Source organism: Nonomuraea sp. NPDC049504, assembly GCF_040676845.1.
In the GTDB taxonomy this organism is placed as follows: domain Bacteria; phylum Actinomycetota; class Actinomycetes; order Streptosporangiales; family Streptosporangiaceae; genus Nonomuraea; species Nonomuraea salmonea.
The window spans coordinates 69,694-96,187 of the sequence record NZ_JBFAPT010000029.1 but is presented as its reverse complement, the minus strand read 5'-3'; the positions used below and the strand labels follow the sequence as shown (position 1 = coordinate 96,187).

Annotated in this window: 23 protein-coding genes and 1 pseudogene; 13 read left to right on the top strand and 11 right to left on the bottom strand. The window is 72.5% G+C overall.

Annotated features, from left to right (window positions below; translation table 11 throughout):
- Positions 1-7 precede the first annotated feature (7 nt).
- Positions 8-1,609, bottom strand: coding sequence for an amidohydrolase (locus tag AB0K28_RS41080; RefSeq protein WP_364381093.1), 1,602 nt, complete (start codon positions 1,607-1,609; stop codon positions 8-10).
- Positions 1,610-1,770: 161 nt separating this feature from the next.
- Here AB0K28_RS41080 and AB0K28_RS41075 point away from each other — a divergent pair, with 161 nt between their 5' ends.
- Positions 1,771-2,793 (top strand): GNAT family N-acetyltransferase, encoded by a 1,023-nt coding sequence (locus tag AB0K28_RS41075; protein WP_364381090.1) that lies wholly within the window; start codon positions 1,771-1,773, stop codon positions 2,791-2,793.
- Between the two features lie 44 nt (positions 2,794-2,837).
- Positions 2,838-4,061 (top strand): ROK family protein, encoded by a 1,224-nt coding sequence (locus AB0K28_RS41070; RefSeq protein ID WP_364381191.1) that lies wholly within the window; start codon positions 2,838-2,840, stop codon positions 4,059-4,061.
- 211 nt (positions 4,062-4,272) lie between these two features.
- On the opposite strand, the pseudogene AB0K28_RS41065 reads toward AB0K28_RS41070, so the two are convergent.
- Positions 4,273-4,689: pseudogene (locus tag AB0K28_RS41065) on the bottom strand (Clp protease N-terminal domain-containing protein); the annotation flags it as partial.
- A gap of 73 nt (positions 4,690-4,762) precedes the next feature.
- Here AB0K28_RS41065 and AB0K28_RS41060 point away from each other — a divergent pair.
- Complete coding sequence (locus tag AB0K28_RS41060; RefSeq protein WP_364381087.1) at positions 4,763-5,563, top strand: hypothetical protein; 801 nt, start codon at positions 4,763-4,765, stop codon at positions 5,561-5,563.
- A 63-nt stretch (positions 5,564-5,626) separates the two neighbouring features.
- On the opposite strand, the gene AB0K28_RS41055 is transcribed toward AB0K28_RS41060, so the two are convergent.
- Positions 5,627-6,379, bottom strand: a complete 753-nt coding sequence (locus tag AB0K28_RS41055) for a methyltransferase domain-containing protein (RefSeq protein ID WP_364381084.1) — start codon at positions 6,377-6,379, stop codon at positions 5,627-5,629.
- Positions 6,380-6,477: 98 nt separating this feature from the next.
- On the opposite strand from AB0K28_RS41055, the gene add reads away from it, so the two are divergent.
- Positions 6,478-7,497, top strand: coding sequence for an adenosine deaminase (gene add / locus AB0K28_RS41050; protein ID WP_345386143.1), 1,020 nt, complete (start codon positions 6,478-6,480; stop codon positions 7,495-7,497).
- A 107-nt stretch (positions 7,498-7,604) separates the two neighbouring features.
- Here add and pgl read toward each other — a convergent pair whose 3' ends face one another.
- From pgl to tkt, 6 genes are read right to left on the bottom strand one after another with little or no spacing between them, the layout of a single operon-like run.
- Entirely contained in the window at positions 7,605-8,378 is a 774-nt protein-coding gene (pgl, locus tag AB0K28_RS41045; protein WP_364381188.1) for a 6-phosphogluconolactonase, read from the bottom strand.
- Positions 8,379-8,383: 5 nt separating this feature from the next.
- Positions 8,384-9,298 (bottom strand): glucose-6-phosphate dehydrogenase assembly protein OpcA, encoded by a 915-nt coding sequence (locus AB0K28_RS41040; protein ID WP_345386141.1) that lies wholly within the window; start codon positions 9,296-9,298, stop codon positions 8,384-8,386.
- A 1-nt stretch (position 9,299) separates the two neighbouring features.
- Positions 9,300-10,937: a glucose-6-phosphate dehydrogenase gene (gene zwf / locus AB0K28_RS41035; RefSeq protein WP_364381080.1), complete on the bottom strand. Its 1,638-nt coding sequence runs from the start codon at positions 10,935-10,937 to the stop codon at positions 9,300-9,302.
- A 1-nt stretch (position 10,938) separates the two neighbouring features.
- Positions 10,939-12,552, bottom strand: a complete 1,614-nt coding sequence (locus AB0K28_RS41030; protein ID WP_364381185.1) for a glucose-6-phosphate isomerase — start codon at positions 12,550-12,552, stop codon at positions 10,939-10,941.
- On the bottom strand, positions 12,552-13,643 hold the full coding sequence (gene tal, locus AB0K28_RS41025; RefSeq protein ID WP_345386137.1) for a transaldolase: 1,092 nt from the start codon (positions 13,641-13,643) through the stop codon (positions 12,552-12,554). The genes AB0K28_RS41030 and tal overlap by 1 nt, the downstream gene beginning before the upstream one ends.
- 7 nt (positions 13,644-13,650) lie before the next feature.
- Positions 13,651-15,744 (bottom strand): transketolase, encoded by a 2,094-nt coding sequence (tkt, locus tag AB0K28_RS41020; protein WP_364381077.1) that lies wholly within the window; start codon positions 15,742-15,744, stop codon positions 13,651-13,653.
- 308 nt (positions 15,745-16,052) lie between these two features.
- Here tkt and AB0K28_RS41015 point away from each other — a divergent pair, with 308 nt between their 5' ends.
- Genes AB0K28_RS41015 through AB0K28_RS41000 form a run of 4 tightly spaced genes read left to right on the top strand, consistent with a single transcriptional unit; the run spans position 16,053 to position 19,573 of the window.
- On the top strand, positions 16,053-16,997 hold the full coding sequence (locus AB0K28_RS41015) for a heme o synthase (protein ID WP_364381074.1): 945 nt from the start codon (positions 16,053-16,055) through the stop codon (positions 16,995-16,997).
- Positions 16,998-17,050: 53 nt separating this feature from the next.
- The gene (locus tag AB0K28_RS41010; RefSeq protein ID WP_345386133.1) at positions 17,051-17,434 is read left to right on the top strand and encodes a metalloregulator ArsR/SmtB family transcription factor; all 384 of its coding nucleotides are present in this window, start codon (positions 17,051-17,053) and stop codon (positions 17,432-17,434) included.
- The gene (locus AB0K28_RS41005) at positions 17,431-18,396 is read left to right on the top strand and encodes a cation diffusion facilitator family transporter (RefSeq protein WP_345386131.1); all 966 of its coding nucleotides are present in this window, start codon (positions 17,431-17,433) and stop codon (positions 18,394-18,396) included. Before AB0K28_RS41010 ends, AB0K28_RS41005 begins: the two co-directional genes overlap by 4 nt.
- A complete protein-coding gene (locus AB0K28_RS41000; protein WP_364381071.1) occupies positions 18,383-19,573 on the top strand; it encodes a PrsW family intramembrane metalloprotease in 1,191 nt (396 codons plus the stop codon). Before AB0K28_RS41005 ends, AB0K28_RS41000 begins: the two co-directional genes overlap by 14 nt.
- Here the strand turns inward: AB0K28_RS41000 and AB0K28_RS40995 are convergent.
- Together AB0K28_RS40995 and AB0K28_RS40990 are read right to left on the bottom strand one after the other, a co-directional pair.
- Positions 19,549-20,334 carry an ElyC/SanA/YdcF family protein gene (locus tag AB0K28_RS40995; RefSeq protein ID WP_364381068.1) on the bottom strand — a complete coding sequence of 262 codons (786 nt, stop codon included), beginning with the start codon at positions 20,332-20,334 and terminating at the stop codon, positions 19,549-19,551. The two genes, AB0K28_RS41000 and AB0K28_RS40995, sit on opposite strands and share 25 nt — an antisense overlap.
- A 62-nt stretch (positions 20,335-20,396) precedes the next feature.
- A complete protein-coding gene (locus AB0K28_RS40990) occupies positions 20,397-21,383 on the bottom strand; it encodes a COX15/CtaA family protein (protein ID WP_345386124.1) in 987 nt (328 codons plus the stop codon).
- Here AB0K28_RS40990 and AB0K28_RS40985 point away from each other — a divergent pair.
- From AB0K28_RS40985 to AB0K28_RS40965, 5 genes are read left to right on the top strand one after another with little or no spacing between them, the layout of a single operon-like run.
- On the top strand, positions 21,265-22,638 hold the full coding sequence (locus tag AB0K28_RS40985; RefSeq protein ID WP_364381065.1) for an FAD-binding oxidoreductase: 1,374 nt from the start codon (positions 21,265-21,267) through the stop codon (positions 22,636-22,638). The genes AB0K28_RS40990 and AB0K28_RS40985 overlap by 119 nt on opposite strands.
- The gene (locus AB0K28_RS40980) at positions 22,635-22,877 is read left to right on the top strand and encodes a (2Fe-2S)-binding protein (RefSeq protein WP_345386119.1); all 243 of its coding nucleotides are present in this window, start codon (positions 22,635-22,637) and stop codon (positions 22,875-22,877) included. The genes AB0K28_RS40985 and AB0K28_RS40980 overlap by 4 nt, the downstream gene beginning before the upstream one ends.
- Entirely contained in the window at positions 22,874-24,577 is a 1,704-nt protein-coding gene (locus tag AB0K28_RS40975) for an FAD-dependent oxidoreductase (RefSeq protein ID WP_364381062.1), read from the top strand. The genes AB0K28_RS40980 and AB0K28_RS40975 overlap by 4 nt, the downstream gene beginning before the upstream one ends.
- A gap of 19 nt (positions 24,578-24,596) precedes the next feature.
- Entirely contained in the window at positions 24,597-25,490 is an 894-nt protein-coding gene (locus tag AB0K28_RS40970; RefSeq protein ID WP_364381059.1) for a dihydrodipicolinate synthase family protein, read from the top strand.
- Positions 25,487-26,488 (top strand): proline racemase family protein, encoded by a 1,002-nt coding sequence (locus tag AB0K28_RS40965; RefSeq protein WP_345409239.1) that lies wholly within the window; start codon positions 25,487-25,489, stop codon positions 26,486-26,488. The genes AB0K28_RS40970 and AB0K28_RS40965 overlap by 4 nt, the downstream gene beginning before the upstream one ends.
- Positions 26,489-26,494 lie beyond the last annotated feature (6 nt).

Below are 26,494 nucleotides of genomic sequence, written 5' to 3'. Positions count from 1 at the left end.
GCCTGTCTCAGGCCCTCTCGTGCACGATCTCGCCGTCCACGAACGTCATCCGCACCCGCGTCGTCCAGATGTCGCCGGGCGGCAGCGCGAACGGGTCGCGGTCGAGCACCACCAGGTCGGCGGGCCTGCCCGGCTCGATGCGCCCCGCCGGTGAGCGGTTGATCCAGGCCGAGCCCTCGGTGTAGGCCCGCATCGCCGTCGCCAGGCCGATGCGCTGGCCGGGCAGGAACGGCGTCTGCGCGGTCGGGTAGCCGGCGTGCACCGAGCCGCCTGGTTCCGTACGGTTGACCGCCACGTGCATGCCCTGCAGCGGGTCGGCGCTGGAGACCGGCCAGTCGCTGCCGGCGCACAGCCGGGTGCCGCAGGCCACCAGGTCGGCGAACGGATATTGCCACGACGAGCGCGGCTCGCCCAGGTAGGGCAGGGTCAGCTCGTCCATCTGCGCGTGGTGGGTGGCCCACAGCGGCTGCAGGTTGGCCGTGACGCCGAGCGCGGCGAAGCGCGGCACGTCGGACGGCTCGATGATCTGCAGGTGGGCGATGTGGTGGCGGTTGGCCGGGTCGGTGCCCTCCAGGCTGTCGAGCGCCTCGCGCACCGCGCGCTCGCCGATGGCGTGGAAGTGCACCTGGAAGCCGCGCCTGTCCAGCTCGGCGACGTACTCCTTGAGCTTGACGGGGTCCACGTACGACAGGCCCGTGCCCCCGCACAGGCAGTACGGCTCCAGCGTGGCGGCGGTGAAGTTCTCCGTGATGCCGTCCTGCATGATCTTCACCGAGCCGGCCGTGAACCGCTCCAGGCCCGCCGCCGACGCGCGCCTCGCCTCCAGGTCCTCGACCTGGTCCGATCCCCGGGTGCGGTCCCACCACAGGGCGCCCGTCACGCGGGCCCGGAGGCGCCCTGAGCGGGCCGCGGACAGGTAGGTGGGCAACGGGTCGTCGGAGCCCGCGTACGAGCCCACGATGGCGTCCTGCCAGCCGGTGACGCCCAGCGAGAACAGGTGCCGCTCGGAGTCCGCCAGCGCGTCCTGGAGGTCCTGGGCGGTCGGGCGGGGGGTGAGCAGGCCGACGAGGTCCATCGCGCCCTCGTGCAGGACGCCCGTCGGCACGCCGCTCGCGTCGCGCTCGATGCGGCCGTCGGCGGGGTCGGGGGTGTCGCGGGTGATGCCGGCGCGTTCGAGTGCCCGGGTGTTGACCCAGGCGGCGTGGTGGTCGCGCTGGATCAGATAGGCGGGGCGGTCGAGAAAGTCGATCTCGTCCCGGTGGGGAAGACCGCCGGGGAATGCCGACATGTCCCATCCGCCGCCATCGATCCACTCTTTATCCGGATTTTTCGCGGCATAGTCCGCGATCTTTTCTTTGTACGCCTCAAGGCCGAAAACTTCGGACAAGTCGCACTTTGCGCGTTCGAGGCCCGCCTGAATCGGGTGCATGTGCGCGTCCGTGAAACCCGGCACCAGCAGGCCGCCGCCGAGATCGACCGTCTCGTGCGGCTTGCGCGCCAGCTCCCCCTCCGGCCCCACGGCGGCGATCACGCCGCCCCGCACCAGCACGGCCGCGGTCACGACGCCCTCGGGGGTGAAGACCCGGCCGCCGCGGAAGAGGATGTCCATCGCGTGTGTCCTTTCTCGCAGTCGCTCCATCTTGCCGTGCCCGCTGGCCTCCAGGGTCCCGAGGTGACATAGGGCGATATAAGCGGACATCTGGCGATGAATCACGCGATGTAAACACGTCGGTAGCGGCCGCGTAACAGCCGCGCGGCAGGCTCTGACGCATGGGATTCCTGCGCATCCGCACCACGGTGGACGAGCGGCCCGGCCGGCTGGCCTCGCTGGCCGCGGCCCTGGCCGACAGGGGCGGCAACATCCTCGGCCTGAGCGTACAGTCCGACACGGAAGGCACCGTCGACGAGTTCGTCGCCGAGATCCCCGCCGCGCCCGAGACCGTGCGCGAGGCCCTGGAGGCGGCCGGCGGCCGCCGCGTCCAGGTGGTGCCGGCCACCGCCCACGAGCTGACCGACGAGCCCACCAGGGCGCTGCTGCTGGCCTCCAGGCTGCGCACGATGCCGTGGCGGCTGCCCGAGCTGCTGGCCGAGCTGCTGCGCGCGGACGACGCCAGGTGGATCTATGGTGAGGCCGTGAGTGATCTTCCCGACCCGACCCAGCTCCTCGTGCCGGTCGCGCCCAAGCGGGCGGTCCGGCTGCGCCGCGCGGAGCTGCCTTTCACCCTGACCGAGGCGGCCAGGGCGGCCGCCTTCGCCAGGCTCGCCCAGCCCGCCACCGAGCAGCCCGCCGCCGAGCGCGCGATCAAGCTCGCCGACGGCGTGGAGGTGACCGTGCGGCCGCTCACCTCGATCTACCGCGAGGCCGTACGCGACCTGCACGACCGCTGCTCGCCCGAATCGCGCAGGTTCCGCTACTTCACCGCGATGCCGACGCTGCCGCCGCGCATGTTCGACCGGCTCTGCGACAGGAACAAGGGCCACTCGCTGGTCGCCGGGCACGACGGGCAGGTCGTGGGCATGGCCAACCTGCTGTTCACCCCCGACCCCGGCATCGCGGAGATGGCCTTCCTGGTCGAGGACCGCTGGCAGGGGCGCGGTCTCGGCACGGCGATGGCGCGGATGCTCGTCCGCACGGCCCGCGACCTGGGCTACGCCGAGGTCAAGGCGTCCATGCTGTCCGACAACGCACGGATGCGCCGGCTGCTCGTCTCGCTGGGCGCCACGCTCGGCTACACCGACGACCCCGGAGTGGTCGAGGCGCGGCTGCCGGTGGGCGCGGTGGTGCCGGCCTAGATCGGGAGCCGCCTCGCTGGGCTCGTACGGGAACTCGTTCTAAGCTGGCGAGGGTGACGGCGACGGCGGCGGGCGCGCGGACGCAGGAGCAGCTGCGGCAGCGGAACCTGAGCGAGGTGCTGCGGCGCGTGCACAAAGAGGGGGCGGTGTCGCGGGCCGCGCTGAGCCGCCGCATGGGACTCAACCGCAGCACGATCATGGACCTGACGGCCGAGCTGGCCGCGGCCGGGCTCGTCCGCGAGGGGGTGCCCGGCAGCCGGGGGCGTGCGGGGCGGCCGTCCATCGTGGTCGTGCCCGAGCAGGAGCGGCTCTACGGGCTCGCGTTCGACGTCGCCGTGGACCGGCTGCTCGCGGCCCGGGTGGGGCTCGGCGGGCGGGTGCTCGACCGGCGTGAGGCCGTGCGCACGCGGGCCGGGGTCGATCTGGAGGACGTCGTCGGCGTCCTCGCCGCCTTCGGCCGCGAACTGGTCGCCGAAGCCGCTCCCGGGTCGGTGTGCGTGGGGGTCGGGGCGTCGTACTGCGGGCTGATCAGGCGGGCCGACGGCACCGTACGCTACGGGCCGCATCTCGGCTGGGTGGACCAGGCGTTCGGCGCCGAGCTGGCCGCCGGGCTCGGGCTCGGGCTGCCGGTCGAGGTGGGCAACGAGGCGCACCTGGGCGCGGTCGCCGAGCACGTACGAGGGGCGGGCCGCGACGTCGACAACCTCATCTACCTGCACGGCGACGTCGGCGTCGGCGGCGGCATCATCGTCGGCGGCAAGCTGCTCGACGGCGACGGAGGCTACGGCTGCGAGCTCGGCCACATGCTGGTCAACCCCTTCGACGGGCGGCCCTGCCTGTGCGGATCGCGCGGCTGCCTGGAGGCGGAGGCGGGGGAGGAGGCGCTGCTCGGGTACGCGGGGCGGACCGGCGAGCTCGTCGGCCGCGAGGGCATCAGGACCGTCGTCGCCCTCGCCGCCACCGGCGACGCCCGCGCCCGCCACGCGCTCGACCGCGTCGGCGACTGGCTCGGCGTCGGCATCGTCAACCTCATCAACCTGTTCAACCCGGCGCTCGTGGTCTTCGGCGGCATGCTGCGCGACGTCTACCCGGGCGCCGCGCCACGGGTGCGCACCCGCGTGGACGCGCACGTGCTGCCGGTCTCGCGCGAACGCGTCCGGCTGGCCGTGACCGCGCTCGGCGACGACACCACGCTCGCCGGGGCGGCCGAGCTCGCCTTCGCCGGCCTCCTGGACAACCCACTCGACACGGTGGCCGCCCTGCGCTGACCTCCGCGAACCGGCGTCAGCCCGTGCCGGTCTCGTCCTCGCTCGCGTCGTTCTGGCGCCGGTCCGTGGCGGGTTCTTCGCGCTGGATGCCGAGGTGGCGTTCGATGCGGTCGAGGCTCTCCTGGATCCTGGTGAGGCGGTCGATCAATGAGGGGTCGTTGGAGAAGAGCATCTCGCCGGAGCGCTCCTTGGAGCCGCGGCCGACGCGGTTGAGCACGCGCTGGCGTACGTCCGTCAGGTCCGCGCCCGCGTCGGCGAGCGCCTGGGCGGCCGGGCCCTCGCCCTCCCTGATGAGCCCGAGCAGGATGTGCTCGGTGCCGATGTAGTTGTGGCGCAGTTGCAGGGCCTCGCGCAGCGACAGCTCCAGGACCTTCTTGGCGCGCGGCGTGAACGGGATGTGCCCGCCGGGCGGTTTGTCGCCGTGGCCGACCTCCCGCTCCACGAAGGCGCGTACGCGCTCCAGCTGCACGCCGCACCCGTCGAGCACGAGGGAGGCGAGCCCTTCGCGCTCGTGGATGAGGCCGAGCAATATGTGCTCCGTGCCGATGTAGTTGTGGTTCATCATCCGCGCCTCCTCCTGGGCGAGGACGACGACCCTGCGCGCACGGTCGGTGAAGCGTTCGAACACCGGGGGCCTCCGTTCGGCTGGGGCTGCCTCCACTATGCGCTAGAAAACCGGCCGTGAGGGGTATTTGTCCTGTGTGGATCTCGACGAGGTGGCGGACCGCCTGTACGGGGTGCCGCCGCCGGAGTTCACCGCCGCCCGCGCGGAGGCGGCCCGCGCGGCCAAGGAGGCGGGCGACGCCGGGCTCGCCAAGGAGATCGCGAAGCTGGGCAAGCCCACGGTGTCGGCCTGGGCGGTGAACCGGCTCTCCCGCGAGCATTCCGCCGAGCTGGACGAGCTGCTGGAGGTGGGGGAGCGGCTGCGCGCTGCCTGGCAGGAGCAGGACGCGGACGAGCTGGCCGAGCTGACCCGGCTCAGGGGCGAGGTGAGCGCCAAGGTGGGCCGCCTGGCCAGGCAGGCCGGCGACCTGTCGGCCGCCGCCGCCACCGAGGTGGACCAGACGCTGGACGCGGCGCTCGTGGACGAGGAGGCGGCCGCCGAGGTGCGGCGGGGCCGCCTGGCCAAGCCCCTGCGGTACAGCGGCTTCGCCCCCGCGCCCGTCACCCGGCCGCGGCCGTCGCGCGCCAAGAAGAAGGGCGCCGCTGAGGAGGCCGACGAGACCGGCGAGGCCGGCGAGGCCGGCGAGGCCGCCGAGGCGCGCAGGCGCGAGGAGGAGGCGGCCAGGAAGGCCGAGGAGCGCGAGGAGGCCCAGGCGGCGCACCGGGAGTGGCTGGCGACGCTGGAGAGCGCTCAGCGGGAGTACGACGAGCGCGCGGAGAAGGTGGAGCGTCTGGAGAAGAAGCTCGCCAAGGCCCGCAAGAAGCTCGACGACGCCAGGCAGCGCCTGGAGGTCACGAAGCGGGAGGAACGCCACGCCCGGCAACGGCTGGAACGGTGACCGGCGCGGACGGGGGCGGGCCGCGATGGTGAGCCGGGCGGACGCGCAGGGGTGGCGCGGGGGTTACGTGGGGCGGTGGGCGGTGGCGAGGTAGGCGCAGACGGGGAAGCCGTCCTGTCCGTACGGAGCCGCGAGCCTCAGGTAGTGGGCTCTGACGCGTGCCACGACCTCGGGCGGGCGGCCGGCGATCGTGCCGAAGCGGGCGCCGCCCGCCGCCACCACGTCGGTCCACCACGTCGCGAGGTCGACCTGGTGCCGCCAGCGGACGCACTCCACGGCCGGTTCGCCGAAGCCCGTCTCGGTCAGCAGGGCCGTGAAGCGGGACGGGGTGTCGTGGGCGGAGAACGGCCTGACCGGCGGGTCGTAGGGGATGCCCGCCTGGGCGATGGCGTCGGCGAAGACGTTGGTGGCGGTCATCTCGTCGCCCTTCCACCAGGTCAGCGCGAGCGTGCCGCCGGGACGCAGCAGCCGGTGCAGCTCGGCGAGCGCCGCGCGGGTGTCGGGGACGTGGTTGATGACGAAGTTGCCGGCGATCGCGTCGAAACGCCCGTCCTCGAACGGCAGGTCGGGCAGGGCGGCGAGCCGCACGGTCGCGTACGGGTGCCGCCGGGCGGCCAGCTCCAGCATGGCGGCGTCGGCGTCGACGGCGGTGACCTCGGCGCCCAGCGCCAGCGCGGCGGCCGTCACCACGCCGGTGCCGCAGCCCACGTCGAGCAGGCGCGGCGCGCGGCCAGGGCACGCCCTGGCGAGGAGGGGGCCGACGGTGTGGCAGCTGAGGTGGGCGAAGCCGCGATCGTACGCTTCGGCGTTGGTCACCGCCTCAGCCTAACCCAGTCGAGTAAACTGACAATGTCGTGTGAGATTCAGCGGAAAAGCCTGTTCTTCGGGGGAATGCCCGTCCTAGGGTCGTCCGCATGACCATCGACGCCTTCATCGACGCCCTGCCCAAGGTCGAGCTGCACGTCCATCTCATCGGCTCCGCCTCGGTGCCGACCGTCCTGGAGCTCGCCAGGCGCCACCCCGGCAGCGGCGTGCCCACGGACGAGGAGGAGTTGCGCCGCTTCTACACCTTCACCGACTTCCCGCACTTCGCCCGCGTGTACGGCGCCGTCAACGCCCTCGTACGCGAGCCGGAGGACATCGCCACCCTCGTGCTCGGCCTGGCCCGCGACCTCGCCTCCCAGGGCGGCCGCTACGCGGAGCTGCAGGTCACCCCGTACGCCCACCGCGTGGTCGGGCTCCCCATGCGCGCGGTCACCGAGGCGCTCGACCTGGCCGCCCGCCGCTCGCTCACCGAGCACGGTGTCGAGATGGCGTACATCTTCGACATCCCCGGCGAGTACGGCGAGGAGGCCGCCAAGGTGACGCTGGAGCACGCCCTGCAGGAACCTCCCGCCGCATTGGTAGGTTTCGGCATCGGCGGGATCGAGCAGGAACGCCCGAAGTACCGCGACGCCTACCGCGCCGCGTTCACCGCCGCGCGGGCGGCCGGGCTGCACAGCGTCCCGCACGGCGGGGAGATGAGCGGGCCCGAGACGATCTGGGAGGTCGTCGAGCACTACGGCGCCGAGCGCATCGGCCACGGCATCAACTGCCTGGACGACCCCCGCCTGGTGGCCCACCTGCGCGAGACCGGGATCCCGCTCGACGTGTGCCCCACCTCGAACCTGTGCACCGGCCAGATCGGCCGCATCGAGGACCACCCGCTGCCCCGCCTGCTGGCCGAGGGCCTGTTCGTGACGCTGAACAGCGACGACCCGCCCATGTTCGCGACCACGCTGGCCGACGAGTACCGGGTCGCCGCCCGGGTCTTCGGGCTCGGCCGGCAGGACCTGGCCGAGCTGGCACGTAACGGGGTGCGGGCGTCGTACCTGGCCGAAGAGCGCAAGCAGGCGCTGCTCGCCGAGATCGACGCCCTCACCGCGACGGCCTGACGCGGCAGAAGCCGCTCGAAGGCGAACAGGACGGGCCCGGTCTCACGAGGAGACCGGGCCCGGAATGACCTGGGCGAACCCGCGAGGCCGGTGGCTCGCGGGCCGGGTCAGGGAGAGGCGTGGCGGCCGAGGCCGGGCGGGATCTTGGCCGCAGCGGCCCGGTCGAGCAGGAACAACGTCCGCCCGCGCCCCCGCGCCCCCGCCGCCGGCACCTGGACGGGGCCGGAGTCGGACAGCGCCATCCGCACCGCGCCCGACTTCTCCTCACCGGCCGCGACCACCCACACCTCGCGCGAGGCCTGGATGGCGGGCAGGGTCAGCGAGATGCGGGTCGGCGGCGGCTTGGGCGAGCCGTGCACGGCCACCACGGGACGCGTGTCGTACAGGGCGGGCATGCCGGGGAACAGCGACGCCACGTGGGAGTCGGGCCCCATGCCGAGCAGCATCACGTCGAAGGCCGGCACCGGGCCGTGGTCCTCGGGTCGCGCCGCCTTGCGCAGCTCGGCGGCGTACGCGTCGGCGGACTCCTCGGCCGACATGCCGGAGTCGGAGCCGCGCATGACGTGCACGCGCTCCGGATCGACGTCGACGTGGTCGAGCAGCGCCTGGCGGGCGCCGGTCTCGTTGCGCTCCTTGTCGCCGTCGGGCAGGAAGCGTTCGTCGCCCCACCAGACGTCGAGGCGCCGCCAGTCGACGGCGTCCCTGGCGGGCGTGGCCGCGATGGCGGCCAGTGTGGCGATGCCGACCGTGCCGCCCGTCAGCACGATCGACGCCGAGCCCTTCGCCGACTGCACGTCGACCAGCCGTGTGATGATGCGCGCCGCCACGGCCTTGGCCAGGACGTCGGCGTCGCGGTGCACGACGATGCTGGGCACGCTCACTTTGCTCATCCCTTGAACGTCCTCGCGAACCGCTTCACCGCGGCCTCGTAGATCTCGTCGCTGTCGAGCCTGCGCAGCTCCTCCGCCATCAGCTCCGACGTCTGCCGCCTGGCCAGTGCCACGTTCCTGTCGGGCTGGCCGGGGCGGGAGAGCGTGGCCAGCCGGGCGTCGGTGCGCACGACGGACAGCTCACCCTCGGCGAGCTGCAGGCGTACGGCGGTCAGGCCGGGACCCGCCGACTCGGTCACCCTGACCGAGCAGCCCAGCCGCTCCGACAGCCACGCCGCGAGCAGCGGCGCGCTGGGGTGGCCCGCCGACGCCTCGACGACGCCCTTGCGCACCTTGCCCACCGGCTGGTCGAACGCGGCGGCGAGCAGGCTGCGCCACGGCGTCAGCCGGGCCCACGCCAGGTCGGTGTCGCCGCGGGCGTAGCCCTTGGCGCGGGTCACCAGCGACTTGACGCCGCCGTCGTCGAAGCCCTTGGCATCGGTGATGCGCCGCTGCGCCAGTGCCCCGATGGCGTCCTTGGACGGCGCGTCCGGCGCCGCGCCCGGCCACCACGCCACCACGGGCGTGTCGGGCAGCAGCAGCGGGCTCACGACGGAGTCGGCGTGCTCGGTCAGCTCGCCGTACAGGCGCAGCACCACGACCTCGCCCGGCGTGTTCTCGCCGATGCGCAGCTCGGCGTCGAGCCTGATCGGCTCGTCCTCCTCGCGCTTGATCACCACGATGATGCGCGACGGGTGCTCGCGGGCCGCCTCGGTGGCGGCGCGCAGCGCGTCGTACTGGTGGCGCTCCTCGCTCACCACGACGAGCGTGAGCACCATGCCGATGGCCGGCGCGCCCATCTGGTGCCGCAGGTGCGTGAACTGGGCGGCGATCTTGCCTGCCGTGGTGTCGGTCAGCATGAAGGTCGTCATGTCAGAGCCTCCTCCACACGCGGCCGTCGCGGGCCATCATCGCGTCGGCCGACTCGGGGCCCCACGACCCCGACTCGTACGCCTCCGGCTGGCCCTGCGTGGCCCAGAACTCCTCGATCGGGTCGAGGATCTTCCACGACAGCTCCACCTCCCGCTGGTGCGGGAACAACGGTGGATCACCGATCATCACGTCGAGCAGCAGGCGCTCGTACGCCTCCGGCGACGACTCCAGGAACGACTCGCCGTAGGCGAAGTCCATGGACACGTCGCGCACCTCCATCGCCGTGCCCGGCACCTTCGAGCCGAAGCGCACGGTGATGCCCTCGTCCGGCTGCACGCGCACGACCAGCGCGTTCTGGCCGAGGATCTCGGTGTCGTCGGCGCTGAAGGGCAGGTGCGGCGCCCGCTGGAACACCACGGCCACCTCGGTCACCCGGCGCCCCAGCCGCTTGCCGGTGCGCAGGTAGAACGGCACCCCGGCCCAGCGCCTGTTGGCGATCTCCAGCTTGATCGCGGCGTACGTCTCGGTCGTGGACTCCGCCGAGATGCCCTCCTCCTGGAGGTAGCCGACGACCTTCTCGCCGCCCTGCCAGCCGGCGGCGTACTGGCCGCGCGCGGTGTTGAGCCCCAGGTTGGCCGGCAGCCGCACGGCCTTGAGCACCTTCTCCTTCTCCCGGCGCAGCGAGGCCGCCTCGAACGAGGTCGGGTCCTCCATCGCGACCAGCGCGAGCAGCTGGAGCAGGTGGTTCTGGATCACGTCGCGGGCGGCGCCGATGCCGTCGTAGTAGCCGGCCCGGCCGCCGATGCCGATGTCCTCGGCCATCGTGATCTGCACGTGGTCGACGAAGCTGCGGTTCCAGATGGGCTCGTAGAGGTTGTTGGCGAACCTCAGCGCCATGATGTTCTGGACGGTCTCCTTGCCCAGGTAGTGGTCGATCCTGAAGATCGAGCTCTCCGGGAAGGCCGAGGTGGTGATCTCGTTGAGCTCGTGGGCCGACTGCAGGTCGTGGCCGAACGGCTTCTCGATCACCACGCGCCGCCACGAGCCGTCGGGGGCGTCGGACAGGCGGGTGCGCTTGAGCTGCTCCACCACCACGGGGAAGAACTTCGGCGGCACCGACAGGTAGAAAGCGTAGTTTCCGCCCGTGCCCCGGGTCTCGTCGATCTCGGCCAACGCCATGGCGAGCGCGTCGAAGGCGCCGTCGTCGGAGAACTCGCCGGGCACGAAGTGGATGCCCTCGCGCAGCTGCTTCCAGACCTCCTCGCGGAACGGCGTCCGCGCATGCGCCTTGACGGCCTCGTACGTCAACTGGGCGAAATCCTGGTCCTTCCAATCGCGCCGGGCAAAGCCGACCAGCGAGAAGCCGGGCGGCAGCAGCCCTCGGTTGCCCAGGTCGTAAATGGCCGGCAACAGCTTGCGCTTGGCCAGGTCACCCGTCACGCCGAACAACACCATCACACACGGCCCTGCCACCCTGGGCAGCCGCTTGTCGCGCGGGTCGCGCAGCGGGTTGGCCGCCGCCACCGCCTCGGTCGTGGCGGTGCCGGCGACGGCCGACGCCACGGCGAGCGCCTCTTCCGCGGGAGCCGCGGCGACGGGCTCCTTCGCGGATGCCGCGGGGTCTGCGCGGTCAGTCATCTCAAGCCTCCTGTGCGGCTGCGAGCAAACGCGCGACTCCCGCCGCGCGGTCGGTCAGATGCAGGCGTACGGCGGGACGCCCGCGGGTCTCCAGGGCCCCCAGGTCGCCCAGCGCCTGCGCGAGCTGGAGCCGGCCCAGCGTGTAGGGCCGGCCGGGAACGGCGACGTCTTCCTCCACTGCCCCCGTGATCTGCAGAAACACGCCGTTCTGTGGCCCGCCCTTGTGGTATTGCCCGGTCGAGTGCAGGTAGCGCGGCCCCCACCCGAACGTCACCGGCCGGTCGGTGCGCAGCGCGAGCAGGGTGCGCAGGGTCAGCGGGTCGGCCATCATCCAGGCGTCGGTCATCTGCTCGAAGTCGGCGCCGTCGGGCACCGGGGCGTCGAAGGCGGCCAGCCGGTCGAGGTAGGCGGTGATCGCGAGGTAGCCGTCGCCCGGGATCGCGTGCAGCAGCTCGGCGAACAGGCCGGGCAGATCCTTCGCCGTCGCCGCGCCGTACGCCTCGACCGGGCCGTCCACGAACGACGGCGCGCCGGTCGGCAGGTCGGGCAGGGCCAGCAGCGCGTCGGCGCCCGCGGCCGACTCGGCCACGTTGGGCTCGTCGAACGGGTTGACGCCCAGCACCGAGCAGGCGAGGGCGGTCGCGTACTCCCAGACCAGGAACTGCGCGCCCAGCGGCCCGTCCACCCGCACGTCGCCGACGTCGGAGTCGATGGCGACGACCAGCTCGTCGCGGGTGCCGTTGGGGTCGGCGCCCACCACCGGCAGGATCCCCCTGCCCTGCTTGCCGGTGGACTCCGCGACCAGCTCCTCGATCCAGTCGGGCAGGCCGTTGATGGCCGTCAGCTGGTCTTCGAGCACCAGCTTGTCGCGGCCGGCCAGCGCCGCGCCGGCGAGCGCGGCGCCCAGGTCGAGGCCGGGGTTGCCGGTGTCGCGCGACAGCAGCGGCGACACCTCGTCGGCGTCGTCCAGCAGCCGCTCCACGTCGGCCCCCGCCAGCGCGGCGGGCACCAGCCCGAACGCCGACAGCGCCGAGTAGCGGCCGCCCACGCTGAGGGCGGCGGGCACGAGCTGGTAGCCGGCCGACACGGCCCGCCGTTCGAGTGGCGAGCCGGGAGCGGTGACGATCACGATGTGGCCGGCCGGGTCGAGCCCCGCGTCGGCGAAGTGCTGCTCATAGACGCGCAGCAGGCTGTCGGTCTCGACCGTCGAGCCGCTGCGCCCCGCCACCACCACGACCGTGGCGGAAAGGCCCTCGGCCAGGGCCCTGCGGACCTGGCCCGGGTCGGTCGTGTCGAGCACGGTGAGCGGCACGTCGGCGGTGTCGCAGATGACCTGCGCCGCCAGCGACGAGCCGCCCATGCCGGCCAGCACCACGTTCGTCAGGCCCGCGGCGCGGGCCCGGCCCGCGAGCTCGCCCAGCACGGGCAGCAGCTCGCGGGAGTGGCGGGGCAGCGACAGCCAGCCGAGCCGGGCCGCCGCCTCCGCCTCGGCGTCCTCACCCCACAACGTGGGGTCGCCGCCGGCGAGCCGCGCGGGCACGCCGTCGGCGACGAGGCGCCCCGCGACGGAGGAGGCGGCGGATGCCACCCCCTCCTCGCGGTAGGAGACCTCCATCACGGAACCAGGTTCTTGGTGACGCTCTCGAGCAGCTCGTTCCAGGACGCCGCGAACTTCTCCACGCCCTCGTCCTCCAGCACCTTCACGACGTCGTCGTAGTCGATGCCGGCGTCCTTGAGCGCGGCCATGGTGTTCCAGGCCTGCTCGTAGAACGGGCGCACGGTGTCGCCCGAGACGGCGGCGTGGTCGGCCGTGGCGTCGAGCGTCTTCTCCGGCATCGTGTTGACGGTGCCGGGCGCGACGAGCTGGTCGACGTAGAGGGTGTCGGAGTACTCGGGGTTCTTGACGCCGGTCGAGGCCCACAGCGGCCGCTGCGGCCGCGCGCCCGCCTCACGCAGGCGCTGCCAGCGCTCGGAGTTCATCACGTCCTCGAACGCCGCGTACGCCAGGCGCGCGTTGGCCACGCCCGCCTTGCCCTTCAGCTCCGGCTTGCCCACCTTGTCGAGCCGCTTGTCGATCTCGGTGTCGACGCGGCTGACGAAGAACGAGGCCACCGACTCGATCGTGGCCAGGTTGAGCCCCTTGGCCTGCGCGGCCTCCAGGCCGGCGAGCCAGGCGTCCATGACCGCGCGGTAACGCTCGAGGGAGAAGATCAGCGTGACGTTGACGCTGATGCCCTCCGACAGCGCCTGCGTGATCGCGGGCAGACCCTCCACCGTGGCCGGGATCTTGATCATCAGGTTGGGCCGGTCGACCAGCCACCACAGCGCCCTGGCCTCGGCGATCGTCTTCTCGGAGTCGCGCGCCAGGCGCGGGTCGACCTCCAGCGAAACGCGGCCGTCCACGCCGCCGCTGGAGTCGTAGACCGGGCGCAGCACGTCGGCGGCCCAGCGGATGTCGTAGGTGGTGATGGCGCGCACGGCCTCCCCGACGTCGACGCCGCGGACCGCGAGGTCGTGCAGCTGGGCGTCGTAGGCGTCGCCCTTGCTGAGCGCGTTGGCGAAGATCGTCGGGTTGGACGTCACCCCGACGACGTTCTTGACGCGGATCAGCTCTTCGAGGTTGCCGGTGCGCAGCCGCTCACGGCTGATGTCGTCGAGCCAGATGGCCACGCCCTGGCCGGACAGCTTGTTGAGGATCTCGCTCATCTCTTCTTCAGTTTCCCGTCGTCTCGCCCTTGTCCTGACCCAGCTTGGCCAGGCTCGCCCTCGCCGCGGCCGCCACGCGCTCCGCCGTCAGCCCGAACTGCTCGTACAGAGTCCTGTACGGGGCCGAAGCACCGAAGTGTTCGAGGCTGACCACCTCGCCGCACTCGCCGACGTACTCGTGCCAGCCGAGCGCGATGCCCGCCTCGACCGCGACCCGAGCCCGGATCGACGAGGGCAGAACCGTCTGCCTATATGCGGAATCCTGCCCCTTGAACCATTCGACACACGGCATCGAGACCACCCGCGTCGGGATGCCCTGCGACTCCAGGAGTTCGCGGCCCTCGACGGCGAGCTGCACCTCGCTGCCCGTGGCGATGAGGATGACCTTCGGCTGGCCGTCGGACGCCTCGCGCAGCACGTAGCCGCCGCGGGCCACGCCGTCGGCGCTGGTGCCCTCGTAGACCGGGAGGTTCTGGCGGGTCAGCGCCAGCGCGGCGGGCCGGTCGGTGTGCTCGAGCACGGCCTTCCAGGCGTAGGCCGTCTCGTTGGCGTCGGCGGGCCGGACCACGTCGAGGCCGGGGATCGCGCGCAGCGCCCACAGGTGCTCGATCGGCTGGTGGGTGGGGCCGTCCTCGCCGAGGCCGATGGAGTCGTGCGTCCACACGTAGGTGACCGGCAGCTTCATCAGCGCGGCCAGGCGCACCGACGGCCGCATGTAGTCGGAGAAGACCAGGAACGTGCCGCCGTAGGGGCGGGTGCCGCCGTGCAGCGCGATGCCGTTGAGAATGGCGCCCATGGCGTGCTCGCGGATGCCGAAGTGCAGCGTGCGGCCGTAGCGGTTACCGGGGAACTCCTTGGTCTGGTGTTCCTCCGGGATGAAGGACGGCTCGCCCTTCATCGTGGTGTTGTTGGACTCTGCCAGGTCGGCCGAGCCGCCCCACAGCTCGGGCAGCACCGGCGCGAGCGCGTTGAGCACCTCGCCGGAGGCCTTGCGGGTGGCGATCGAGGCGCCCTTGTCGAACGACGGCAGCGCGGTGGCCCAGCCGGCCGGCAGCTCGCGGTGGGAGATGCGGTCGAGCTCGGCGGCCCGCTCGGGGTCGGCCAGACGCCACTCGCTGTAGCGCTTGTCCCAGTCGGCGTGCTCGGCGCGGCCACGCCGGGCGATGCCGCGGGCGTGCTCCAGCACCTCGGCCGGCACGTCGAAGCTCTTGCTCGGGTCCATGCCGAGCACTTCCTTGGTGGCGGCGACCTCGGCCTCGCCCAGGGCGGAGCCGTGGATCTTGCCGGTGTTCTGCTTGTTGGGCGCGGGCCAGCCGATGATCGTGCGCAGCCGGATGAACGACGGGCGGTCGGTCTCGGCCTTGGCCGCCTGGAGCGCCTCGTAGAGCGCCTGGACGTCCTCGACGTAGTCGCCGGTCGCGGTCCAGTCGACGCTCTCGGTGTGCCAGCCGTAGGCCTCGTAGCGGGCCACGACGTCCTCGGACTTGGCGATCTGGGTGTCGTCCTCGATGGAGATGTGGTTGTCGTCGTAGACGACCACGAGGTTGCCCAGCTTCTGGTGGCCGGCGATCGCGCTGGCCTCGTGGCTGATGCCCTCCTCGATGTCGCCGTCGCTGACGATGCACCAGATGTGGTGGTCGAACGGCGAGGTGCCGGGCGCGGCGTCGGGGTCGAACAGGCCGCGCTCGCGGCGGGCCGCCATCGCCATGCCGACCGCGTTGCCGAGGCCCTGGCCGAGCGGGCCCGTCGTGGTCTCGACGCCCGCGGTGTGTCCGTGCTCGGGGTGGCCGGGGGTCAGGCTGTCCCACTGGCGCAGCCGCCTCAGGTCGTCCAGCGTGAGGCCGTAGCCCGACAGGTAGAGCTGGATGTAGAGCGTCAGGCTGGTGTGGCCGCACGACAGCACGAAGCGGTCACGCCCGATCCACGAAGGATCGGTCGGGTCATGCCGCATGACGTGCTGGAACAACAGGTAGGCGGCGGGGGCCAGGCTCATGGCGGTGCCGGGGTGACCCGAGCCCGCCTTCTCCACTGCGTCCATCGCCAGTGCCCGGACGACGTCGACCGCCTTCTTGTCGAGGTCGGTCCATTCAAGGGCTGGCACGAGTTCGGTGCTCAAGTGCTCGATCTCCGGAATCTAGTTGTCATTGGTTGTGGCTTGTCCCGCCCGCGGCCCGCACGATCGGCCGCGAGATCGCGTGGCCCGCGCCTACACCGGACACTAACCGAGGCGGCGGGGCGATCGATTCCCATTCCACCCTCGCGTGTCCATGTACGGCTCAAGCCCCCCATTGGCCGGACCGGCTCACCCTGCGACTACAGTTTGTTTGTTCGCAGGGGCGTTCCGGCGCCCGCCCATGGATCCGCTCTAATCAGAGGTTACGCGTTGACTTCCGACAGGCTGGAAGCGCCTTGACGGTGCTGACCAACAGGCAGGCGACGGCCCCCTCTCCGCAGGTGGAGGCGCCGCGCTCGATCGGCATGACCGTCAAGGCCTACATCGCTCTCACCAAGCCGCGGATCATCGAGCTGCTGCTGATCACGACACTGCCGGTGATGTTCCTCGCGGCAGGCGGCCTGCCGCCGCTGTGGACGTCGATCTCGGTCATGGTGTTCGGCACCCTATCGGCGGGCAGCGCCAACGCGCTCAACTGCTACGTGGATCGCGACATCGACCAGAAGATGCGGCGCACCCGCAGGCGGCCGCTGGCCAGGCACCAGGTGTCGCCGCGCAACGCGCTGATCTTCGGCATCGCGCTGGGTGTGGCGTCCACGCTGGGGCTGTGGCTGACCACCAACTGGCTGGCCGCGCTGCTGTCGCTCGGCGCGATCCTGTTCTACGTGCTGGTCTACTCGATGATCCTCAAGCGCCGCACGGCCCAGAACATCGTGTGGGGCGGCATCGCGGGCTGCATGCCGGTGATGATCGGCTGGGCCGGCATCACCGAGCGGCTCGACTGGGCGCCGCTGGTGCTGTTCGGGGTGGTGTTCTTCTGGACGCCGCCGCACACGTGGACGCTGGCCATGCGCTACAAGGAGGACTACGCGGCGGCGAAGGTGCCGATGCTGCCGGTGGTGGCCACCGAGCGGCGGGTGGTGCTGGAGTCCATCGCCTACACCTGGGCGACCGTGCTGTGCTCGCTGGCGCTGTGGCCGGTGGCGGGCACCACGCTGTTCTACCCGGTGGTGGCGGCCGTGCTGGGAGCGGTGTGCCTGTGGGAGGTGCACCGCCTGCTGGCCAGGCTCAACGCCGGCAAGACGGGCGTGCAGCTGCGGCCGATGCGCTTCTTCCACTGGTCGAACGCCTACCTGGCGCTGCTGTTCCTCGCCGTGGCGATCGACCCCCTCTTGTCCTGACTTTTCCGGCCCGGCCATTGCGCCGGGCTTTTTCACGTTCGTATCATGCACATATGAACACCTCTTCAGATGTTGTCACCAGCCTGGACGGATGCGCCGTGCCGGAGGCCGACGCCGCCAGGGTCGCGGCCACCCGCGACCGGCTCGTGACCCCTGAGGAGGCCACCCGGCTGGCCGAGCTGTTCCGCCTGCTCGGCGACCCCACCAGGGCCAGGCTGCTGTACGCGCTGCTGGAGGCGGGCGAGCTGTGCGTGTGCGACCTGGCGGACGCCGTCGAGGTGACCGACACCGCCGTCTCCCACGCGCTGCGCCTGCTGCGCACGGCCGGGATCGTGGCCAGCCGCAGGGCCGGCAGGACGATCTACTACCGGCTGGCCGACGCCCACGTCCGCATGCTGCTCGACCTGAGCCGGGAGCATCTGAAGGAGACGGGATGAGCGGGGGGCACGGGCATGGTCATGGGCACGGGCATGCCCTGAGCCAGGAAGCCGACAAGCGCTACCTGTGGGGCGCGCTCGCGCTCATCCTCACCTTCATGGTGGCCGAGGTGGTCGCCGGCGTGGTCGCCAACTCGATCGCGCTGATCTCCGACGCCGCCCACATGCTGACCGACGCCAGCGCGATCGCGCTCGCGCTGATCGCCATGCGCATCGCCGCCCGCCCGCCCAAGGGCGCCTACACCTTCGGCTACAAGCGCGCCGAGATCCTCTCGGCCCAGATCAACGGCGTGACGCTGCTGCTGCTCGTGGCGTACTTCGTGTACGAGGGCGTGCACCGCATCCTGGAGCCGCCCGACGTGCACGGCCCGATCGTGCTGGTCACCGCGGTGGCCGGGATCGCGGTCAACGCGGGCGCCGCCCTGCTGCTGTCGAAGGCGAACCGGCGCAGCCTGAACGTCGAGGGCGCCTTCCAGCACGTGCTCAACGACATGTACGCCTTCGTCGCCACCGCCGTCTCCGGCCTCGTGGTCTGGCTGACCGGCTTCCGCCAGGCCGACGCCATCGCCGCGCTCGTGGTGGCGGCGCTCATGCTCAAGGCCGGCTGGGGGCTGCTGCGCGACTCCGGCCGCGTGCTGCTCCAGGCGGCGCCCAGCGACCTCGACCCCGACGAGATCGGCCGCCTGCTCGCCGCGGACGCCGACGTGGAGGAGGTGCACGACCTGCATGTCTGGACGGTGACGAGTGGCTATCCGACGCTGTCGGCCCACGTGATCGTGGCCCGCGGCTCCGACTGCCACCAGGTGCGCACCCGGCTCGCGGACCTGCTGCACGAGCGGTTCGCGATCGGTCACACGACGCTGCAGGTCGATCACGGGGTGCCGGGGCTCGACCGGCACTGCGCGGACCCGCACGGACCCCGGCACTCTGATCCGTTAAAGTCACCCTATGGCGACCCGTGATCCACGCTGGGTGTTGAAGGACCGCCCGTCGTTCGCGTTGATCATCGGGCTGGTCGTCACCGGCATCTGCGCCCTCGTCTCGTTCTCCTTCGACGTGATCAACGGCGCGCCGGTGCAGTTCTTCATCGCCCTCGCACTCGCGCTCGCGCCGGTGCCGCTGCTGCTCGCCGCGGTGCTGGCGCTCGACCGCATGGAGCCAGAGCCGCGCAGCAACCTCATCTTCGCCTTCGCCTGGGGCGCGGGCATCGCGGTGCTCGTCGCCGGTGTGATCAACTCGCTCAACCTGCACTACATCATCGACACCGCCAAGCTGTCGGAGGCGAGCGCCCGCAACATCGCGGCCACGTTCGGCGCCCCGGTCGTGGAGGAGACGATGAAGGGGCTGGTGCTGCTCGGCCTGCTGCGCTTCCGCAGGGCCGAGCTGGACGGGCCCACCGACGGCGTCATCTACGCCAGCATGGTCGGCCTCGGCTTCGCCATGAGCGAGAACGTCAGCTACTACCTCGGCGCCCTGTCCACCTCGGGCGTCAAGGGGCTGGCCGTCACGGTGGTGCTGCGCGGGGTGCTGTCGCCGCTGGCCCACCCGCTGTTCAGCTCGATGATCGGGGTCGCGGTGGCGTACGCGGCGCAGCGCAGCGGGCCTGAGCGCACCACGTACGTGCTGGCCGGCTGGACCGGCGCGATGATCCTCCACGGGCTGTGGAACGGCCTGGCCTCCTACGGCGGGTTCCCCGGGCTCGTGGTGGCCTACCTGGCGCTGCTGGTCGTGCTGGTGGTGCTCATCGGCGTGGTGTTCAGGGACCGGCGGCGCATCGTGGCGCTCATCCAGCGCTACCTGCCGCCGTACGAGCCGACCAAGCTCGTCACCCAGGCCGACATCTACATGCTCTCGGCCTTCTCGCGGCGCCGCCAGGCCCGGCAGTGGGCGCGCGCCCACGGCGGCAAGACCGGCGTGCGCGCCATGCGCGACTACCAGCTCGCCGCCACCGAGCTGGGGCTGTTGCACGAGCGGGCGGCCCGCCACATGGTCGACGAGCACACCTTCCACGAGGAGCAGCGGGCGCTGCTGGAGTGCATGAGCACGGCCAGGGCCGACTTCCCCGTGCCGTCGATCCACGCGCGCTCGGCGGCGCGGGGCTCACCCCCGCCCGGCTACGCTCCCGGCGCCCCCACCTGACCGGCTGGTGATTCGGCCAGGATCCGCGTGAGCGAGATCTCGCGCGGCCCCGGGAAGACGGGGTCGGAGCGCAGGATCACGGCGTCGGCGAACGCCTTGCCGGCGGCGAACAGCTCGCGGGCGGCGCCGGCGTAGGTGGTGGCGGCGTAGCGCCCGGCCGAGTCGTCGCCCACGCCGAACGCCTCCAGCCCCGCCGCCCTGCACAACGTCACCGCGCGGGGGAGGTGGAACTCCTGGGTCACCACGGTGACCTGCTCGGCGCCGAAGACGCGGCGGGCCCGCACGCACGAGTCCCACGTGTCGAACCCGGCGTAGTCGAGCACCATCACGGCGTCGGGCACGCCCTTGGCGCGCAGGTAGTCGCGCATCGCCGTCGGCTCGTCGTAGTCCGCGCGGCTGTTGTCGCCCGACAGCAGCAGGGCGCGCACCTTGCCGGTCCGGTAGAGGTCGGCGGCGATGTCGAGCCTGCGGGCCAGCATCGGGCTGGGGTGGACGCCGTCGTACAGGCCGGCGCCCAGCACGAGCGCGGCCTGCGCGGCCGGCACCCGCGCCTGCCAGCCCTGGTCCCCGGCCGTGTCCTCCGCCGTGTCCTCCGTCGTGTCCTCCGTCGTGTCTTCCACCGTGTCTTCCACCGTGGTCCGATGCCCGTAGCTGCTCAGCCAGGCCCACGTCATGGGGGCCAAGGCCAGCACGCTGGCCAGCACCAGCCCTTGGTACGTGCGGCGGAGCGCCTTACGGGAGAGGCGGACTTTTCCCAGCAAATCGCACCCCTTCGGAGCCGGGGGAGTGGCGGACATCACCCCTCAAACCCTGGCATATCCGATCAGAGGGCGGCGGCCGTTTCGGTGGGGGAGGGGCTCACGGGGGCGGGCTCGCGGTCGCGAGACCGCAGCGAGGTGACGACCCGCAGCGCGGCGATCCACACCAGGGTCGAGCCGAGGACGTGCAGCAGCACCAGCATCGCCGGCACGGCGAGGAACCACTGCGTGTAGCCGATCACGCCCTGCAGCAGCTCCACCCCGAACAGGGCGAGCGCGGCCCGCCGGGCCGGACGCGGCGCGTTGGTCACGTGGAGGGCGAACAGCAGCGCGAACGTCAGCCCGACCACGGCGTAGGCGATGTCGGCGTGGAAGCGGGCGATGGCCTCGATGTCGAAGTCGAAGCGGGAGGCCAGCGCGTCGCCCGAGTGCGGGCCGGTGCCGCTGACCCCGACGCCCACCACCAGCAGCACGAACACGGCGGCCAGCAGCACGTGGCCGAGCCGCCTGATGTCGCGGTGGGTGATGCGCCGCACGGGGGCGTCGCCCTCGCCGGAGCGCGCGTAGAGCAGCCAGCAGACCGCGATGAGGCCGCTGGAGATCAGGTAGTGCATGCCGACCGTGAACGGGTTGAGCATGGTGTTGACCACCAGCCCGCCCCACAGCGCCTGGGCGACGATGCCGACCGGCTGCAGCCAGGCCAGCCGGACGAGGGAGGTGCGCCGGGGCGCCATCCGCAGCGCCGCGAGCACGCACGCCACGCCCACGGCCAGCACCAGGAACGTCAGCAGCCGGTTGCCGAACTCCACCGCCATGTTGAGCGGATCGACCTCGGGATGCAGCACGGGGACGAAGCTGTCGGGCGTGCACCGCGGCCAGGTCGGGCAGCCCAGCCCGGAGGCGGTCACGCGCACGCCCGCCCCGGTGACCGTGATGCCGGCGTTGACCACCACGGACGCCAGCGCCCATGCCCGCATGGACCGTTCGGTCGGGACCCAGAACGAGCGCAGGAGCCGGACGAAGGGGTGGGTGCTGTCGGCGGGTAGCTTCACGTCATCGATGGTAGGGGCCGGACCGGGCGGTCCCGCCATCGGCCACCGGACCCGCTGGTACGGGCTTCTCAAGCCCTCAAGGTATGTGACATATTACTGGAAGGAGGTGGTGATGTCCGACGTGATCGTCGTCGGCGCCGGAGTCGTGGGCGCGGCCTGCGCCTATTACGCCGCGCGCGCGGGACTCGACGTGACCGTGATCGACCGCGGGCCCGTGGCCGGCGGCACGACCGGCTCGGGCGAGGGCAACGTGCTGGTCTCCGACAAGGAGCCGGGGCCCGAGCTGGAGCTGGCGGTGCTGTCCAACCGGCTGTGGCGCGAGCTGGCCGGCCACGGCGGGTTCGAGTTCGAGCCCAAGGGCGGGCTCGTCGTCGCCGAGACCGAGAAGGTCATGGTCGCGCTCACCGACCTGGCCGGGCAGCAGGGCGTGGAGCACCGCCTCGTCCCGGCGACCGGGCTGCGCGACTACGAGCCGCACCTCGCGGACGGGCTGGCCGGCGGGGTCTTCTACCCGCAGGACGCCCAGGTCCAGCCCATGCTCGCGGCCGCCACCCTGCTCAGGCACGGCGCCGACAGCTTCGGTAAGGGGACGCTGCGGCTGCGGCTCGGCGCCCGCGTCACCGGGTTCCTGCGCTCCGGCGACCGGCTCACCGGTGTGCGCACCACCCAGGGCGACGTGCTCGGCGGCGCCGTCGTCAACGCGGCGGGCACCTGGGGCGGCGAGGTCGCCGCGCTGGCCGGGGTCGAGCTGCCGATCCTGCCGCGGCGCGGCTTCATCCTCGTCACCGAGCCGCTCAGCGAGCCGCTCATCAGGCACAAGGTCTACACCGCCGCCTACGTCACCAACGTCGCCAGCGACAACGCCGGCCTGGAGACCTCGGCCGTCATCGAGGGCACCCCCGCCGGGACCGTGCTCATCGGGGCCAGCAGGGAACGCGTCGGGTTCGACCGCACCACCTCCGTGCCCGTGCTCGCCCGGCTCGCCCGGCAGGCGGTCGAGCTGTTCCCCGCGCTGGGCGGGATCCGGGCCATCAGGTCCTACTGCGGGTTCCGGCCGTACTGCCCGGACCACCTGCCCGTCATCGGCGCCGATCCGCGCGTACCAGGGCTCTACCACGCCTGCGGGCACGAGGGTGCCGGCATCGGGCTCGCGCCCGCCACCGGGGCCCTGCTCGCCCAGTTGCTCACCGGCGAGCCGCCCGCGCTCGACCTGCTCCCCTTCCGCCCCGACCGCTTCGCAGAGGAGGCCGCATGACCTTCCACATCACCGTGGACGGCCGGCAGGTGCCGGTCGTGCCCGGCCAGACCATCGGCGCGGCCCTGCACGCGGCCGGGGTGCGGTCGTGGCGCAGCACCCGCTTCGGCGGGCGGCCACGCGGGCTGTTCTGCGGCATCGGCGTCTGCTTCGACTGCCTCATCTCGGTGAACGGCCGCGCGCCCGAGCGCGCCTGCCTCCTGGAGGCGGCTCCCGGGGACGAGGTGACGACGGCATGAGCACGCCATCGACCGACGGCACCGTGATCGGCGGCAGGGGTCCCGAGGGTGGGACATACGACCTCGTGGTGATCGGCGGCGGCCCCGCCGGGGTGGCAGGAGCCCTCACAGCGGCCCTGGCCGGCCTCCGTGTGGCTCTGCTGGACTCCGGCCTCCGACTCGGCGGCCAGTACTTCCGCCACACTGCCACCGAGGAAGCCGGCAGCGCCGCGCCTGGCGGCGGGCGGACCGGCGGGCGGACCGGCGGGCGGACCGGCGCGAGGGCCTCTGACGGCGATGGGCGCACCGGCGGGAAGGTCTCGCCCGACCTCGCCCGTTTCCTGCGCCAGGCGCGGGACCTGGAGGCGCGCGCCGACGTGCTGCTGCGCCACCAGGTCTGGAACGTCTCCCACGAACCCGACGGCGAGTTCCTCGTGCACTGCGCGACGCGCGGCACGGCCGGGCGGCGGCCGGACGGGGACCGCACGGTGAGGGAGCGGACGAGCGAGGAGCGCCCACCTGAGCTGCGCACGGATGGGGAGCGGGTCGTCGAGGTGCGTGCCCGGCGGTTGCTGATCGCGACCGGTGCGCATGATCGGCCGTTGCCGTTCCCCGGGTGGGATCTGCCCGGGGTGCTCACCGCCGGAGGCGCGCAGGCGCTGCTCAAGGGGGCCGGGGTCGTCGCGGGGCGGCGGATCGTGGTGTCCGGTACCGGGCCGTTCCTGTTGCCGGTCGCGGCCGGGCTGGCCGCGGCCGGGGCGCGGGTGCTCGGTGTGCACGAGGCCAACGGCGGGCTCGGGCTGGCCAGGCATCCTCTGCGGGCCCTGGGCAAGGCGGGGGAGGCCGCCGGGTACGCCGCCGCGCTGGCCCGGCATCGGGTGCCGTACCGGACCAGACAGGCGGTCGTGGCCGCGCACGGCGAGCGTGAGGTCCAGGCCGTCACCGTGGCCAGGCTCGACGCCGATTGGAACGTGCTGGCCACCCGCGTCGTCGAGTGCGACACGGTGGCCGTGGGCTACGGGTTCGTGCCGCAGATCGAGCTCGGCACCCAGCTCGGCTGCGCGACCAGGAACGACGTGGACGGCAGCCCCGTGCTCGACGTGGACGTCGCCCTGCGCACCAGCGTCCCCGGCGTCTGGGCGGCCGGCGAGCCCACCGGCGTGGCCGGATGGCGGCCCGCCGAGCTGGAGGGCCGCATCGCCGGGCACGCCATCGCCACCGCCGCCGGCCGCACCACCGCCCCCGGCGGCGCCACCACCGCAAACAGCCCCACCACCGCAAACAGCCCCACCACCGCAAACAGCCCCACCACCGCAGGCCGCGCCGCCGTAGGGGCGGGCGCTGGGAGCGACGGTGTTCCCGCGGTGCTGCTGCGGCGGCGGGAGCGGGGGCGGGGGTTCGGGGTGGCGTTGCAGGAGGCGTACCCGGTCAAGGCGGGGTGGCGCACCTGGTTGCGTGACGACACGCTCGTGTGCCGGTGCGAGGAGGTGCCGCTGGCGCGCGTACGCGAGGCGCAGGAGCTGGGCGCCACCGACGCCCGCGCCGTCAAGCTCCTGGCCCGCCCCGGCATGGGCTGGTGCCAGGGCCGCATCTGCGGCTACGCCGTCTCCTGCCTGGCCGGGGAGCCGCCGCAGCCGCCGCGCCGCCCGATCGCCCAGCCGGTGACGCTGGGCGCGCTGGCCGAGCTCACCACCGACCCCGACGAGCGCCCCGCTCACTGACCTCTGGAGGACTGCCCCGATGGACAACCGCAGCAAGCCCTGGCACGGCATCATGGTCGCCACCGCGCTGCCCCTGCGCGACGACCTGTCGGTCGACTACGGCCGCTACGCCGAGCACTGCGCCTGGCTGGTCGAGCACGGCTGCGACGGCGTCGTGCCGAACGGCTCGCTCGGCGAATACCAGACCCTCACCCACGACGAGCGGGCCAAGGTGATCGAGACCGCCGTCGAGACCGTGGGCGGCGCGCGGGTGATGGCCGGGGTCGGCGCGTACGGCGCGGCCGAGTCGCGCCGCTGGGCGGAGCAGGCGGCCGACGCCGGCTGCGGCTCGGTGCTGCTGCTGCCGCCCAACACCTACCGGGCCGACGAGCGGGCCGTCATGGAGCACTACGCGCAGGTCGCCGAGGTGGGCATCCCGGTCGTGGCCTACAACAACCCGTACGACACCAAGGTCGACCTGACCCCCGCGCTGCTCGCCAGGCTGCACGAGGCGGGGTTCATCGTGGCGATCAAGGAGTTCACGGGGGACGTGCGGCGCGCGTACGAGATCGCCGAGCTGGCCCCCGAGCTGGACCTGCTGATCGGCTCCGACGACGTGCTGCTCGAGCTGGCCCTCGCGGGCGCGAAGGGGTGGATCGCCGGCTACCCGAACGCGCTGCCCGAGTCGAGCGCCGCGCTCTACCGGGCGGCGGTGGCGGGCGACCTGGAGACGGCGCTGCCCCTCTACCGCAGCCTGCACCCGCTGCTGCGCTGGGATTCCAAGACCGAGTTCGTGCAGGCCATCAAGCTGTCGATGGACCTGGCGGGCCGGCACGGCGGCCGGTGCAGGCCGCCCAGGCAGCCGCTCACCGACGAGCAGGCCGCTATCGTGCGGGCGGCGACCGAGAAGGCACTGGCAGAAGGGCTGCGATGAGGACAAAGCGCGTTTTCCACGCCGTCGACTCCCACACCGAGGGCATGCCGACCCGCGTCATCACCGGCGGCATCGGCGTCATCCCCGGCGCGAGCATGGCCGAGCGGCGCGTCCACTTCCGCGACAACCTCGACCACATCCGCACCCTGCTGATGACCGAGCCGCGCGGCCACTCGGCCATGAGCGGCGCCATCCTGCAGCCGCCGACCAGACCGGACGCGGACTTCGGGGTGCTGTTCATCGAGGTGTCGGGGCTGCTGCCGATGTGCGGCCACGGCACCATCGGGGTGGCGACCGTGCTGGTCGAGACCGGCATGGTGGAGGTCGTCGAGCCGGTCACCACCGTACGTCTCGAGGTGCCCGCCGGGCTGGTCGAGGTGGACGTCGAGGTCGAGGACGGCATGGCCATGTCGGTGACGCTGCGCAACGTGCCGTCCTACTGCGACCGGCTGGACGCCAAGGTGAGCGTGCCGGGGTTCGGGGAGATCCCGTACGACCTGGCGTACGGCGGCAACTTCTACGCCATCGTCAACCTCGACCACTACGGCCTGCCGTTCGACCGCGCCGCCAAGAACGAGATCATCGCCGCCGGCCTGGCCACCATGGAGGCGATCAACGCTGCCGACGAGCCGGTGCACCGCGAGGACGACCGCATCCGCGGCTGCCACCACGTCTACTTCGCCGCGCCGGGCTCCGACGCCACGCGTTCCCGGCACGCCATGGCCATCCACCCCGGCTGGTTCGACCGCTCGCCGTGCGGCACCGGCACCAGCGCGCGCATGGCGCAGCTGCACGCACGCGGCGAGCTGGAGACCGGGAAGGAGTTCGTGAACGAGTCGTTCATCGGCACCCGGTTCATCGGCCGGGTGCTGGAGGAGACCGAGGTGGGCGGGCGGCCCGCGATCCTGCCCTCGATCACGGGGCGGGCCTGGATCACCGGCACCGCCCAATACTTCCTCGACCCTCGCGACCCGTTCCCCGCCGGTTTCGAGCTGTGAGGACGC